Source organism: Paraburkholderia sp. BL6665CI2N2 (genome assembly GCF_004366535.1).
Lineage (GTDB): Bacteria > Pseudomonadota > Gammaproteobacteria > Burkholderiales > Burkholderiaceae > Paraburkholderia.
Window position 1 is genome coordinate 2,032,630 of sequence record NZ_SORC01000001.1, and the last position, 14,421, is coordinate 2,047,050.

9 protein-coding genes are annotated in these 14,421 nt (G+C 66.0%); 4 read left to right on the forward strand and 5 right to left on the reverse strand.

Annotation, left to right across the window (positions count from 1 at the left end; all coding sequences use genetic code 11):
- Nucleotides 1-150 precede the first annotated feature (150 nt).
- Nucleotides 151-1,002, forward strand: coding sequence for an alpha/beta hydrolase (locus B0G81_RS09130; protein WP_134134640.1), 852 nt, complete (start codon nucleotides 151-153; stop codon nucleotides 1,000-1,002).
- On the opposite strand, the gene B0G81_RS09135 is transcribed toward B0G81_RS09130, so the two are convergent.
- The 4 genes from B0G81_RS09135 to B0G81_RS09150 all read right to left on the reverse strand — a co-directional run bounded on the left by B0G81_RS09135 (nucleotide 941) and on the right by B0G81_RS09150 (nucleotide 7,866).
- A complete protein-coding gene (locus B0G81_RS09135; RefSeq protein WP_134134643.1) occupies nucleotides 941-3,598 on the reverse strand; it encodes a mechanosensitive ion channel domain-containing protein in 2,658 nt (885 codons plus the stop codon). The two genes, B0G81_RS09130 and B0G81_RS09135, sit on opposite strands and share 62 nt — an antisense overlap.
- 368 nt (nucleotides 3,599-3,966) lie before the next feature.
- On the reverse strand, nucleotides 3,967-4,317 hold the full coding sequence (locus B0G81_RS09140) for an NIPSNAP family protein (protein ID WP_134134647.1): 351 nt from the start codon (nucleotides 4,315-4,317) through the stop codon (nucleotides 3,967-3,969).
- Nucleotides 4,318-4,471: 154 nt separating this feature from the next.
- A complete protein-coding gene (locus B0G81_RS09145; protein WP_134134652.1) occupies nucleotides 4,472-6,208 on the reverse strand; it encodes an MFS transporter in 1,737 nt (578 codons plus the stop codon).
- A gap of 221 nt (nucleotides 6,209-6,429) precedes the next feature.
- Entirely contained in the window at nucleotides 6,430-7,866 is a 1,437-nt protein-coding gene (locus tag B0G81_RS09150) for a sigma-54 dependent transcriptional regulator (RefSeq protein WP_116121826.1), read from the reverse strand.
- Nucleotides 7,867-9,211: 1,345 nt separating this feature from the next.
- On the opposite strand from B0G81_RS09150, the gene B0G81_RS09155 reads away from it, so the two are divergent.
- From B0G81_RS09155 to B0G81_RS09165, 3 genes are all read left to right on the forward strand, one after another.
- Nucleotides 9,212-9,499 carry a hypothetical protein gene (locus tag B0G81_RS09155; RefSeq protein WP_134134654.1) on the forward strand — a complete coding sequence of 96 codons (288 nt, stop codon included), beginning with the start codon at nucleotides 9,212-9,214 and terminating at the stop codon, nucleotides 9,497-9,499.
- 66 nt (nucleotides 9,500-9,565) lie between these two features.
- Entirely contained in the window at nucleotides 9,566-10,768 is a 1,203-nt protein-coding gene (locus B0G81_RS09160) for an AAA family ATPase (protein ID WP_134134657.1), read from the forward strand.
- A 355-nt stretch (nucleotides 10,769-11,123) separates the two neighbouring features.
- Nucleotides 11,124-12,566: a nicotinate phosphoribosyltransferase gene (locus B0G81_RS09165; protein ID WP_134134659.1), complete on the forward strand. Its 1,443-nt coding sequence runs from the start codon at nucleotides 11,124-11,126 to the stop codon at nucleotides 12,564-12,566.
- Here B0G81_RS09165 and B0G81_RS09170 read toward each other — a convergent pair.
- Nucleotides 12,563-14,416, reverse strand: coding sequence for an ATP-binding cassette domain-containing protein (locus B0G81_RS09170; RefSeq protein WP_134134662.1), 1,854 nt, complete (start codon nucleotides 14,414-14,416; stop codon nucleotides 12,563-12,565). The genes B0G81_RS09165 and B0G81_RS09170 overlap by 4 nt on opposite strands.
- Between the last annotated feature and the right edge of the window lie 5 nt (nucleotides 14,417-14,421).

Consider the following 14,421-nt stretch of genomic DNA (forward strand, 5'->3'; position numbering starts at 1 on the left):
CGCCTCTTTACCTCTCAGGTAATCGACCTGCCTACCGCCGCCCGGCACAGTGGCGGTACGGCATCACGGTTCCCACTTGAGGCCGCAACGATCTTGCACGGGACCAGAGTAAGCGCTAAAGCGCCGACTCTGGTCGACAAAGGAGACTCCATGAACGCGACCGCACCCTATCTCGCCGACGAACCGAACACCATCCGCACCGCCGACAATACGCGCCTGTTCTACCGCGACTGGGGACAGGGCACGCCGCTCGTCTTCCTCTCGGGCTGGACGCTGAACTCCGACATGTGGGCGTACCAGATGGAACCGCTGTCGCGCCTCGATTGCCGCTGCATTGCGTACGATCGGCGCGGGCATGGCCGTTCGAGCGACCCCGGCCGCGGCTACGACTTCGACACGCTCGCCGCCGATCTGGAAAGCGTGTTGAGCGCGCTCGATCTGAGCGGCGTCACGCTGGTCGCGCATTCGATTGCGAGCGGTGAAGCGGTGCGCTATCTGACGCGCTACGGTTCGGCGCGCGTCGCCCGGATCGCTTTCGTCGCGCCCGCGGCCACGCCGTATCTACTGAAGACCGACGACAACCCGAACGGCATCGACGCCGCGTTATTCGAGCAGGGCCGCCGCGCGCTGAGCCGCTCCTTTCCCGACTGGATCGAGGCGAACGCGGCGCCGTATTTCGGGCCCGGCGTGTCGCGCGCGCCGACGGACTGGACGATCCGCATGATGCTGCAAACCTCGCATCGAGCGATGCTCGAACTGGCCCGCGTGCAGACCATCACCGATTTTCGCGCGGAACTGGCGCGGATCGAGGTGCCGTCGCTCGTGCTGCATGGCGACCGCGATGCGTCGGCGCCGCTCGAACTGACCGGCCGGCCCACGGCGGCGCTGATACCCGGCGCTTCACTGCATGTCTACGAAGGCGCCGGCCACGGCTTTTACTTCACTCATGCGGAGAGGTTGAACCGGGATTTGCTGGCGTTCCTGGGCCGCCAGCCGGCTTAGGATCGACGGGCAACTGATCTTCCACCGGCGCGTCGGCTTTGCCGGCGGCGGCGGCGGATGGCGCGGCGGCGGGCGGTTCGTCCTGCGTTGCGTCAGATGATCTGGGTGCGCCTTTGTGCACCTCATCCGCTTCGATCCTGGCCGGTGCGCTGTCCGGGTCCCACGTCAACAGATTGCGCTGCGGGTTCGCGATCTCGATGCCGCGCTCCTGGAACTGGAAGAGGATGCGCCGGTTGAATTCGCGCTGCACGCCCCAGCGCGCGCTGTCGCGGCACTGAATCTGGCCGGCCAGCGTGATGGCGGAGCCGTCGAGCGCATCGACACCCCAGAAGCTGAAGTCCGACAGAATGCCGTCCCTGAACTTGTCGTCCTCGCGCAAGGCGGCGCCGATTTCCTTCAAGGTGTCGATGGCGAGATCGACATCCTGGCCGAATACGATGTTGACCTTCACCGCCGCATTGCCGATGCCGCGATTCGTGTTGTTCACCGTCGACACCGAACTGAACGGCACGGTGTAGAGCGAACCGTCGCCGCCGCGCAGCCGCACGGTGCGGATCGACAGATATTCGACGGTGCCGGACACGCCCGCGAGCGTGACCCAGTCGCCGACCTGCATCGCGTTTTCCATCAACAGGAAAATGCCGGTGATGAAATCCTGCACCAGTTTCTGCGAGCCGAATCCGAGCGCCACGCCGAAGATACTCGCGCCCGCCAGCAGCGGCCCGATGTTCACGCCGAGTTCGCTCAAACCGGTCAGCACCACCACCAGCGCGATCGCGCAGAAGAGCGCGCTGCGCAGCATCGGCAGCAGGGTGCGCAAGCGCGCGGCGCGCACGAGGTCGCCGCTGGTGGTCCAGCGGTCGAGCCGCTGTTCGACCGAGACGTTGACGCCTTCCCACACCAGCAGCGCGACCACGGCGGCCACGCCGATCGTGATGATCGCCGAGGCGAGCCGGTGCCCGATCGTGCCCGTACGGAACAGGTCGACCACATGCACGCCCCACACCTGCAACAGCGCGAGCGCGGTCACGATGCCGATGACCCACGCCACCGCACGGCGCAGCAGCGGGTAATAGCGGTACGCACGCTGATGCACGAGCGACTTCGTTGCGTCGTCCTGCACATTGAAGAGCCGGGCGAGCGCCCCGAACACCACGATCGACACGACCCGCGCGCCTACCAGCACCGCCAGCGAAATGCCGCCGAGGTGCAGCAGCGTGTGGTAGCCGTTCCGCACGTCGAGCGCCCAGATGAACCACAGCGCCATCACGACGAACACCGTGGCCCACGCCCAGACTTCGGCGAATACGTTGCCGAACATCTCCAGCGACTTGCGCGCGGCGAGGCGCTTGCGGATCAGTTCGCCGACCGGGTTCGCGCATTGCAGCACGAGGATCGAGATCATGACGTGGCCGGCTAGCGCGACCACTTTCATCAGGGCAAGATGCGCCGCGTCGTTCAGGCCGAGCGACTGCGCGATCTCCGCGACCGCGGAACCCGCACCCACCACGCTGACGATCCGCACCACCCAGCGCTGCATGAAAGCGGCCCACGCATCGCTCATGCGCAGCAGGCGCAAACGCGGCGCGGCCGGCTGCAGGAAGAAACCGCAGACGATCACGATTACCCGGCACAGGACGTAGATGTCGATCAGCGAATCGAGCGCGCGGTCTTGCGGCGTGCCGTCGTCGGCGAAGATCGACATCAGCGCGCTCGCCGCGCCGACGAACACCACCAGCGGTAACAGCCGCAGCACCATCGTCAGGAGTGCGCGCGGCAGGCGGCGCAGGAGCGTCCAGTGATGTTTGGCGTTCTGCTTGCCTTTGGCTTCGGTGACCTTGCCTTCGGCCTTCGTGGCGGCCGAGGTGCCCGGCGGCATGGCTTCGGCTTGCGTCTGTGCCGCGCTTACCGGCGAAGCCGGCGACACGGGCAAGGGCGGCGCGGCGTTCGGCGCATCGGCGGGTTGGGGCGCGATGTCGACGGGCAGGTCGGCTCGCGCGTCGTTGTCGTCTTCCAGTTCGCGGCGCGCGGCCAGCGCCCGGTAGGCGCGGCGCAGCAGGCGGCGCGCGAGCCATTCGAGCACGAGCGCGGGAAGCAGCGCGGCCAGCAGCGACCAGGCGACGTGGCCCAGCACGGCACGCGCTTGCGGGTTGGTCGATTGCCAGTTCCACCAGGCGCGGACTGACGCGACGTCGAGCAGCGCGGCGACCGAACTGCGCAACGAGGTGCCGAGGTGCACGGCCCAGTGCGCGCCTTGGCGGGCCAGTTGCGAGGCAAGGCCGTTCGACTTGAACGCCGCCGGCACGAGCGCGGCGGCGCCGCTTGCCGCGGCGGGCGCCGAGCCGGCCGCGGGCGCGGAAGCGGGTGGCGCGCTCAGTGCGCCGGCGGCGGCGATGGCCTGCAGCGTGTCGGCGACTTGCGCGCGGCGCTTGGGATCATTGAGAACGGCGAGCGCCTGGCGGGCCTGCTCGGGCGTCAGCGTGACACCGACGCCCGAGGCCGACGACGCGGATGTGGCCGGCGCCGCGGCGGCGAAAACCGGCGCGGCGATGAAAGCGAGAAGGAAGAACAGCCAGATTGGGAATGGTTTGCGCATAGGGTGGAAAGCGGGGGACAGAGGCGGAAGGCTGTGCCGACGCATACGGGCCGGTTCGGCGGCGTGACCATGAACCGACATGGGTCTGGTCGTACAAGTTCCTCGGCCGGCCTTCGCGCGCGGTGCCTGAAAGCCGGCAAGCCCCGTGCGGCGGCATCTTGCGGTAGCAAAAAACCTGCCTGTCGGAAAGAGCCGCATTGTCCCATGCCGGCTGCGGCGGGGCGGAATTCCGCGTCCTGCCGCCTTCGCGAGTGCCTGCCGGGCTGCACGCGTCTTTGCAACCGCAACCGCAACCGCAACCGCAACCGCAACCGCAACCGCAACCGCTCGCATAAAGCCGCGCCGCCGTTACGTCCACCGCCTCGCCATCACTCCGTCGCCGCCCCCCTACGCACCGGCGGCACACCCAAGGTGCCTTCCACGACTTCCGTGAAGGTGCGCTCCTCGTGCAGAATGAAACGCTTCGTTTGCGCCAGCTTGAAATTGTCGCGTGCCTCGGCATCGGCGCGCAGTCTCGCCCGATACGCTTCATAGGCCGCGAGACTGTCGAACGCGATCAATCCCCACGCGATGTCGTTGGTCCCCTCGTGCGGCAGAAAATAGCCGATCAGATGGCCGCCGCAGCGCGGAATAATGCGGCCCCAGTTGCGGGCGTATTCGTCGAAGGCATCGCGCTGGAACGGATCGATCTGATAGCGGATGAAGCAGGTAATCGCCATGTGCAAGCTCCCTGTTTAGTCGAAGGTCCTTGTGTGAAGGACCGTGACCGCAGTATGGCGCGCGCCGGGCAGCGATGTTTCAGCGCGGTCTGAACTATGGATGGGCGACCGTGCGCGAGGCGTGATCAGGCGCGGCGCATCTCGGCGGCCGTTGCTAGCGGATCGTCAAAAACGCCAGCGCTGCACCGGCCAGCGAGCACAACGCCGACACCAGCGCCACCGCGCGCAATGCCGCGCCGAGGGCTTCGGCTTGTGCCCGCGCCACCTCGGGTTGGGCCCGTGCCGGATCCCCGTTTGTGTGAGTCGCGTCGGTTTCGGTGTGCGCCGCCGCCACGTCTGCCTCGCCCACTTTGCCCTTCGACGCACCCGCCCCCGCGGCAGGCAATGCAGCGCCCGCATCCATGCCGACCTGCGCCAGGCTCGCCGCCTCGCGCGCTGCCTGCGGCACATGCAGCGCATTGAGCCGCGCCTCGAGTGCCGCGTCGTGCGACCACACGAACACGATTCCCAGCACCGCGATCGCGAGCAGGCTCGCCACCCGCGCCACCGCGTTATTGATGCCCGAAGCGACGCCCGTGCGCGCGGCGGACACCGAGGCCATCACCGTCGTGGTCAGCGGCGCGACGGTAACGGTCATGCCGAGTCCGAGCACGGCCAGCGCGGGCAGAAAGCCGCGCCAGTACTCGCCGCCGACCCACGGCAGCGCAAGCATCGCGAAGCCGGCCGCGGCGACGACCGGCCCCGCGGTCAGCAAGGCCCTCGCGCCGTAGCGGCTCGTCAGGCCGCCGGTGAAGCGCGACAGCAGGCCGATGGTCACCGGCACCGGCAGCAACGCCGCGCCCGCCTGAGTCGCGCTGTAACCATAAGCGCGGATGAGCGTGAACGGCAGGAAGAATAGCGCACCGCCCAGGCCAAAGTAGACCAGCAGCGTGACGAGATTGGCGCCGACGAAGTCACGTGAGCGGAACACGTCGAGCGGCATCATCGGATTGCGGGTTCTCGCTTCGAGCGCGACGAAGGCGCTCAGCACCAGCAGGCCGCCGAGGATCGACGCCAGCACCCAGCGGTCGCCGAAGCCGCGCGCCGAGGCGAGCGTCAGGCCGTAGGTCAGGGCGGCGAGTCCGGCGGTGGCCGTGGCCGCGCCCGGCCAGTCGAGTCCGGCCGCCGCGTGTCCAGTGGCCCCGCCGGCGCGCGCGGACGGATTTCCGTCATCGTCCTGCCGGCTGTCCGGCACGGCCATGACCGCCAGCGCGACCGTCGCGCAGGCAATCGGCACGTTCAGGAAGAAGATGGCACGCCACGAGAACGCATCGACGAGCCAGCCGCCCGCCACCGGCCCGAGCGCCGAGGTGATCGCGCCGACGCCCGCCCAGGTGCCGATCGCCTGGCCGCGCTCCTTGTCGTCGAACACCGCGCCGATGATCGACAGGCTGCTCGGCACCAGCAGCGCCGCGCCCACGCCTTGCACGGCGCGCGCCGCGATCAGGGCCGCGGCGCCGGGCGCGAGGCCGCAGCCGATCGAGGCGAGCGTGAACAGCCCGATTCCCGCGATGAACACCGTGCGCCGGCCAAGCTTGTCGCCGAGCGAACCGCCCACCAGCACCAGCGCGCCGAGAAACAGCAGATAGGCGTCGACGACCCACTGGATCGCCGCCACGCTCGCGCCCAGCTCGCTCTGGATGGACGGCAAGGCGACATTGACCACGGAGCCGTCGATGAAAGCCATGCTCGAGCCGAGGATAGTCGCGGCCAGCGCGAGTTTTTTACGCCGGCACGGGTGGACGAGACTGGCAGGCTGCGCGCGGATGACGAGCGCATCGCACGGGCTGGCCTGAGCGGGCAGGACGGACGAGGAACGGCGCTTGAGCGCCGGTGCGTGCGGGTCGGCCAAGTCCGCTCCCGGAGGATGGATGAACGGCCTTCAGCATAGCAATGCCGGCGCAACGGCGAAAGGCGCGAGCGATGTGAGCGACGCTGCTGATGCATCGAGTCGCGTCGTTGCGCACCAGTGTGCATGCAAAGGCGCGCGAAGCCCGCGATCTTCCGCCAGCGCGTCTCAAGCCGGCATCAGCTGAATCAGGCGCAGCAAAAAGCGCCGCTGAACTTACCCGCTCACACCAAAGAAGGCGCCCGTCGCTCCGCGTCGCCGTCGGCATCCGCGCCGCCGGCCGTGTTGGAAGCGCGCCCGGCCGCCGGCTCCTGATGGAGCCGGTTGGCATGCATCAGCCGATACAGCGTGGCCCGCGAAATGCCGAGTTCGGCCGCCGCTTCGGACAACTTGTAGCCGTGCCGCTGCAAAGCGTGTTCGATCGCGTCTTTCTCGGCCTTGCTGCGGATTTCCGCCAACGTGACAGCCGGCCCATTGTCGGCTTCCGGCAGGCCCAGATCGCTGGCCGTGATAAAGCGGCCCTCGCTCATCACCACGGCGCGGCGCACGCAGTTGATCAACTCGCGCACGTTGCCAGGCCACGGATAGTTCGACATGGCGACGATCGCGTCGCTCGACAGGCCGCGCAGTTTGCGCGCGCCGTCCTGTTTGTACATGCTCAGTGCATAGTTGGCGAGCAGCTTGATGTCGCCGCCGCGTTCGCGCAACGGCGGCTCGACCAGACGCAGCACGCACAGGCGGTGATACAGGTCGGAGCGGAAGCGGCCGTCTTCGACCGCCTTGTCCAGATCGACGTGGGTCGCCGAAATCACTCGCGCATTGACATTGATCGGGCCGTTGCCGCCCAGCCGTTCGATCGTGCCTTCCTGCAGGAAACGCAGCAGCACCGCTTGGCATTCGTGCGGCATATCGCCGATTTCATCGAGAAAAAGCGTGCCTTCGTGCGCGCTCTCGATCCGGCCGATCTTGCGCTGAAGCGCTCCGGTAAACGCGCCGCGTTCATGGCCGAACAGTTCGGCTTGCAGCAGGCTCGGAGGAATCGCCGCGCAATTGATCGCGACGAACGGGCGGCCGGCGCGCGGCGAGCGTTCGTGAATCGCCTTGGCGGTCAGTTCCTTACCCGTGCCGGATTCGCCGGCGACGAACACCGGCGCGTCGGTCACGCCACATTTGTCGATGCGCCGGTACAACTGCTGCATCGCCTCGCATTGCCCCACCATGCCGTGCCGGCCGGCCGAAGGCTCCGGCGCGACTTCCACATGCCGCAGGCTCGACAGGCCATGCGCATGGCCGAGCGCGAATACGAGCCGCTCGTTGAGCCACGGCCGGGTCACGAAGTCGAAGCAGTAATCGAGGATGAAGCGGCTGACCAGTTCGTTTTCCGCCTGGCCCGGCGCGATCTGGGCGACCCAGTTGGTTTCGACGCGCCGCATGCAGGACGCCAGCGCGGACAGATGTTGGGATGTGCAGTCGCCCGGCAGTTCGACCAGGCCGACCTTGATGTTGCCGCGCTCGAGCATACGCTCGGCCACGGCCGTGCTTTTGGCATGCACCGCTTGCCAGCCAGAAGCCGCCAGAAAATCGGCGAGTTTCTGATCGGGCGCGTTCGACACATACAGAACGGTACGTTCCGTGTCGACAGGCGTGCAAGTCGTATTCATGTTACCCCCGGTTGATGCAGCTCTCAGGACTGTTCTGCGACGTACGCGACAGACCGGCGTGATGCCGGCTTCCGGCCAACGGAGCCAGCCGGTCCGCTTGCGCGAGTCCGGACATGGAATGATCCACCGCTTTGGGTTCTGCTCCTCCCAGCCCGGCGGTCACGATTCACGATAGCGGCAATCTCGGGGAGCATGGAGCAGGCGGCGCAAACCGCGAGCTGCTGCATATCGGACGAATGGCGGGAACAGTGTTCACCGTTGAAACCGTCACGCGATCTTTTCCCCGAATCACTCAAACCGTTCTTAACCTCGTTGACCTGATACAGGCGCTCTTGTTGGCGCATGGGCTTAACGATAAGCGAAACCGCTGTGAAGCGCCATATAAACAAGTCTGGATTCAGAAACGTTTTTTACGTCGCCCCGTTGTCCATGCGCTTCAAAAATGGATGGTCAAGTCCTGCTATGCGCGGCGTCCCACATAACGCCTCAATTCGTTTTACGGCAAATGTCAAACGGAACTGTAGTTCGGGATTTGCCTTGTCTCACGCGTGCGACACATTGGGCATACGTGCGCTGCTACCGGATAGGGTTCCGAAGCGTCGGCATATTTAACCGGGATGCGACGCAACGCCCGGCCACGCGCGGAGCGCGCGGGCTGCCCAGCGGTCAGATGGCCGCGAATATCGCGCTGCGGCGTGTCGCCGGGCGCGGAAACATGTGTCGAATTCGAATCAACGCGAGCTGCGAAGTACGCCCAAGTCCGGTGCGCCGCATCGACGATCACGGCGGCATAAGGGTTTGAGGGTGCATGGCATAGCCGTTGCAATAAGCACTTCACAGCGAAGGCTGTTGCCGCCCGGTCCCAGGTTCAGGGAAGCCAGAATAAGAAGAGACCGGCGACAAAAAGACTTCGTAGACGCGGCTGGGGAAAGCCATTGCGTTCTACGAGGGTGCGGCGGGGCCAATAAAAAACAGATGTCATAAAAAGAACGGCGCAATGGTCGGTACAACGTACCGGTCATTGCGACCGGACGATGTAAAGGTTGACCTCGCCACTTTTTCCGTCGGTTATGGCGGATGTGAAGGGCGGAAAAAACAACATGTACCGCGCTCGTGGAGTCGGCGAGCGAACGGTATGCACAACAACAAGAAAAACAGCGAAAGAGCAGCGACGGGGCAGCGCGCGGTCGAGGACCAACCGGGCGCGACGAAGCGGGGAGGAATGGCCGGAGTCTCCGGAGAGAGACGCGGGTTACGAGGTGGACCGGGCGCCGTGTCCGCGAAGTTGCGGACACGGCTCACCTGGACAGAGCGGTAGAAGAAGCACATTTTTTCGGGGGTTGTCATGACCAGACAGATCACCAAACCGGCTGGCACAGTACGGCCGGATCGTCAAAGCACGACTCATTCAGTGGGCGTTTCCTATCAACGGCATATCGCCGCGCCGCGTGCTTTGTTCGCCGCTGCGCCGGTCGATCTGACTACGCTGGTGATCGCCGAGGCGATCAAGCGCCGGGCGCAAGCGGAGATCCAGCGCGAGGCGCTGCGCGACTCGGTGTATGAGATGCCGGTGTCGCGGGAACGAAACTACGAGCGCGGTGCGGACATTCATCCGTCCGATGCCGACGATTAAAACGAACCTCGACCGCTGTCGAGGCGGCTTCGCCAACCGAACGCGCCAGACCGGCGGAGAGCCGACATGATCGACATCTTCCTGATTTCATCCAGCATGGAGCGTGCGCCGCAAATCGTCGCTCGCCTCGAAGCAAGCGGCGTGGCTTACCGGCTGCGGACCGCTCAGGGCACGGCCCGGCAAGTGCGGGCGCACGACCGTGCGATTCGGAGCGCCGATATGCTGATCGTCGACGACACCGATCTGAGCGCGCGCGACCTGGACGGCGTCGAGGAAGCGCTGGCCTGCACGCCCGCCCTGCATTGCGTGCTGATGACGGCGGCGCCGTCCACCGCCTTGCTGGGCGTGGCGATGCGCGTCGGCGTGCGACACGTGTTGTCGTGGCCGGCCGACGCCGACGAGATCACCATCATTCTCATCCAGGCCGACGCGCGTAAAAACGCCACTAGCCGTCGCGCCGGCCGCGTCGTTTCGCTTGCTTCGAGCAAGGGCGGCAGCGGCACCACGCTGATCGCCGTGAATCTCGCGTATTCGCTGGCCGCGCTGAGCAACCGGCGTGTGCTGCTGATCGACCTGAGCCAGCAATTCGGCGACGCCAGTCTGCTCATGGCCGACAAGCCGCCGCCCACCACACTTGCCGATCTCTGCTCCCAGGCGGAGCGCCTCGACGCCGCACTACTCGAATCATGCGTGATGCATGTTCACGCGAATCTCGATGTGCTGGCGGGCGCAGGCGACCCGCTCAAGGCGGCCGAACTGCTGCCCGCGCAGTTGGAATGCATTCTCACGCTGGCGCGCGAGCGCTATGACGCGGTGCTGATCGACGTCGGGCAGAGCCTGAATCCGATGACGATCCACGCGCTCGATCGCAGCGACGCGATCTGCATGGTGGTGCGTCAGAACCTGCTTTACCTGCACGGCGGGCGCCGCATGCTCGATATTTTCAGGGAACTGGGCTATCCGGCCAGCAAGGTGCGAGTGGTGGTGAATCACTACGACAAGAACGCCCAGATCAACCTGTCAACGCTCGAACAGACGCTCGGCGCGAAGGTGGCGCATCAGCTTCCGCGCGACGACAAGCAGGCCAACGACGCGCTGAGCCGCGGTGTGCCGCTGGTGACGTCGGCCAGAGACAGCACGCTAGCGCAAGGCATCAGCCTGCTGGCGGATATGCTGTGGCCGGCGACTGCCGAGCGCCGCAAAGGCGTGCTCGGCCGGTTGTTCGCGTCGCGACCGAACGTGCCGCCGCAGCTCAAGCCGGGGCATTGAACCCATCCTGTCGAGCGGGACACACCAGTTGGAAGCAAATCCGCACGTCCATCGGCTGATCTGGACAGCGGACGCGTGCCGCTGCTACGCTGCGACACCGGAGGCCGGCAGCCCGTGGCGCAGCCGGCTCAAATAATAATTCGCATATCGAACGAGTCTGCAATGACATTGACCGCTCATGCGCGCGGCCTCGGTGGAAGTGCTTCGTTGCCCCGAACCTATCGCGCCGATCGAAGCAATGCGCGGTTCGGTGTGATTCCCGCTGTGTTTTGACGGTGTATCGTGTCGTTATGGCCGGCCGGATGCGCGGCCCGTCAGCTTACTTTTCAGAGCGCCTATGAGCGCAGCATCGTCCATGCAAAACGAGTCCAGCGGTCTCAACGATATCGCGTCGATTCTGTCCAATCCGATTCTCAACACGGATTCGTACAAGGCGTCGCACTACCTGCAATATCCGCCCGAAGCGTCGGCGATGTTTTCATATATCGAATCGCGCGGCGGGCGCTACGACCGCACGCTGTTCTTCGGCCTGCAGATGCTGATCAAGGAATACCTGTGCCGCCCGATCACGCCGGCCATGATCGAGCAGGCCAAGGCATTCTTCACGGCGCACGGCGAGCCGTTCAACGAAGCGGGCTGGCGCTACATCGTCGAACACCACGGCGGTTATCTCCCGGTGCGCATCCGCGCGGTGCCGGAAGGTTCGGTCGTGCCGACGCACAACGTGCTCGTCACGGTGGAATGCGACGACCCGCAGGTGTTCTGGCTGGCGTCGTATCTGGAGACCATGTTGCTGCGCGTGTGGTATCCGATTACGGTCGCGACGCAGAGCTGGCATCTGCGCGCGACGATCCGCGGCTATCTGCTGAAAAGCAGCGACGACCTCACGCAATTGCCGTTCAAGCTGCACGACTTCGGCGCACGTGGCGTGTCGAGCGCGGAGTCGGCGGCGATCGGCGGCGCGGCGCATCTCGTCAGCTTCATGGGCTCGGACACCGTGCTCGGTGTAGTCGCGGCGAACCACTACTACAACGAGACGATGGCGGCGTTTTCCGTGCCGGCGGCGGAACACAGCACGATCACCTCGTGGGGCCGCGAGCGCGAAACCGACGCGTTTCGCAACATGATCGCGCGGTTCGGCAAGCCGGGCGCGATCGTCTCGGTGGTGTCCGACTCCTATGATCTGTTCGCCGCGCTCGACGCCTGGGGCAACGAGCTGAAGCAGGCCGTGCTCGACTCGGGCGGCACATTGGTGATCCGGCCCGACTCGGGCGATCCGCAAACCATCGTGCTGCAAACGCTGCGGGCATTGGAGGCGTCGTTCGGATCGGTGGTGAACGGCAAAGGGCGGCGCGTGCTCAACACCGTGCGGGTGATTCAGGGCGACGGCGTGAATCCCGATTCGATAGAAACGATCCTTGCCGCCATGGACGAAACCGGCTTCGCCGCGGACAACATCGTGTTCGGCATGGGCGGCGCGCTGTTGCAGCAGATCAACCGCGACACGCAGCGCTTCGCGATGAAGTGTTCGGCAATCCGGTTAGGCGAAGAGTGGCATGACGTGCTCAAGGATCCTGTCACCGACGCCGGAAAGCGCTCGATGAAAGGGCGGCTGACGCTGCTGAAGAATCGCCACACAGGCGAGTATCGAACGACGACGCTACCCGTTGCGTGGGATGAGCGCACGGTCGAGGGCGATTGGGAAGACGCGCTGGTGACGGTGTTCGATTCCGGCAAGCTGCTGATCGATATGTCGCTTGCCGAAATCAGGAGCCGCGCTCACGCGCACGAAGGCTAGTGCGCCGCGTCGCTCGCTGGCCAGACCGCAACGCCCGAAGCGCGGATATGGATCCGGCACGGTGCGCCTTCGCGCAGGCGGGTATCTTCATTGGCAATGTCGAAGCGGACGCCGGCGATATTCACGCGGACATAACGCTCGCCGCGCCGTAGTTCGACCGCATCGACCAGGCCGACATGCGTGCCGTCTTGCCCGACAACAATCGCATGCGACGATACGCGCCACATGACACGCTCGCCGGCGCACAGAGCGAGCCCGCTGTCGCCGGTTCCGACCGCGAAGCCCGGCGCGATCTCGACCTGGCCCGACGCGCTCATCACACCTTCGCCGACGTTATGCAAGCCGAGCAGACCGGCCACGCGCATCGACGCCGGCCGTTCAAACACGGCGTCGATAGCCCCCGCTTGCAACACACGGCCCTGTTCGACCACGAGCACTTCATCAGCCAGCAACGCGGCTTCATCCGGATCGTGCGTGACGATAATCGTCACCGCGGCGATCTCGCGCTGCAACGCGCGCAAGGACTGCTGCAAGCGGCGCCGCCGCGGCGTGTCCAGCGCGGCGAACGGTTCGTCGAACAGCAGCAGTTCGCTATGCCGTGTCAGCGCGCGCGCGAGCGCGACGCGCTGCCGCTGGCCGAACGACAGTTGATGCGGCAGTCGCGCAACCAGTCGCGCGAGACCCAGATGATCGAGCCAGTAACGCGCGCTCGCCGGATCGGCATCGACGGGAAAGGCCAGTTGCTGCGCGACCGTCATGTGCGGAAACAGGCCGTAGTCTTGCGGCATGTAGCCGATCTGCCGGCGTTCCGGCGGCAGCGTATTCAACGGCGTCGCGCCGAGCGTCACGCGGCTCGTTGCGTTGGATTCGAGTCCCGCGATCAGACGCAGTGCCAACGACTTGCCCGAACCCGACGGCCCGATGATCGCGAGGCGCCGCGTCGCCGGCATCCATGCGAGATCGAGATCGAACGCGCCCAATTGCCGTCGCAAATGGAAAGCAAGGCGCAGGTCCGCTGTTTCGCCGCCATTCGAAGCCGTCAGGCCCACGCCGGGTGCGAGCGTGTCGTCGCCGTTTTCGGTTTCATCGAGCGCGGTCTTTTGCCGAAGGCTGTAAATCGACAGCGCCGCGCAGACGACCGCGATGGCGAGCGTCGGCAGCAGCAGGGGCATCATCGCCGGCAACCCCTGGCCGCCGAATACGACGTACGTGTAGACCGGCAATGAGTACGGGTGATAGGCCACCATCACGGTCGCGCCGAATTCGCCGAATGCGCGCAGCCACGCGAGCGCGAGTCCCGCGCGAATCGCCGGCCACGCAACCGGCAGCATGACGCGGAAAAAGCGGCTGCCGGCGTGATGGCCGAGCGTCGCGGCGACGTCGTCGAGTATCGGATCGACGGCGGTAAACGCGGACTTGGCGGCGATGATCAGGAAGGGCGCGGCGACGAAGACTTCCGCGAGCACGATCCCCGCGAACGAATCCGTCAGTACGCCGTTGGTGAAGCGGCCGACCCAGCTATACGGGCCGAGCAGAAACAGCAGCAGCACACCGCTGGTGAGCGGCGGCAGCGCCAGCGGCAGTTGCACGACAAAGCCGAGCAGCGCCACCTTGCGCGAGTTCGAGCGCGCGAGGAAATAGCCGAGCGGCACGCCGCCCAGCAGAATCGCGAGCGAGGCGACGCTCGCGCTTGCGGCGGAGACGCCGACCGCCGACCACGTCGCGCGCCAGTCGACATTCGCCCAATCCGCCGCGCCGAGTTGCGGCACGCTCGCCACGAACGGCGCGCACAGATAGACGGCCAGCAGCGCCGCCAGCCACAGCAGCGGATGCGCAGCGGTACGTTTCATCGCGC

Excerpts from the sequence above, each read along its gene's own strand:
- B0G81_RS09160 (WP_134134657.1), top strand. The coding sequence starts at position 9,566 with ATGATCGACATCTTCCTGATTTCATCCAGCATGGAGCGTGCGCCGCAA.
- B0G81_RS09155 (WP_134134654.1), top strand. The coding sequence starts at position 9,212 with ATGACCAGACAGATCACCAAACCGGCTGGCACAGTACGGCCGGATCGT.
- B0G81_RS09140 (WP_134134647.1), bottom strand. The coding sequence starts at position 4,317 with ATGGCGATTACCTGCTTCATCCGCTATCAGATCGATCCGTTCCAGCGC.
- B0G81_RS09135 (WP_134134643.1), bottom strand. The coding sequence starts at position 3,598 with ATGCGCAAACCATTCCCAATCTGGCTGTTCTTCCTTCTCGCTTTCATC.
- B0G81_RS09130 (WP_134134640.1), top strand. The coding sequence starts at position 151 with ATGAACGCGACCGCACCCTATCTCGCCGACGAACCGAACACCATCCGC.
- B0G81_RS09165 (WP_134134659.1), top strand. The coding sequence starts at position 11,124 with ATGCAAAACGAGTCCAGCGGTCTCAACGATATCGCGTCGATTCTGTCC.
- B0G81_RS09170 (WP_134134662.1), bottom strand. The coding sequence starts at position 14,416 with ATGAAACGTACCGCTGCGCATCCGCTGCTGTGGCTGGCGGCGCTGCTG.
- B0G81_RS09150 (WP_116121826.1), bottom strand. The coding sequence starts at position 7,866 with ATGAATACGACTTGCACGCCTGTCGACACGGAACGTACCGTTCTGTAT.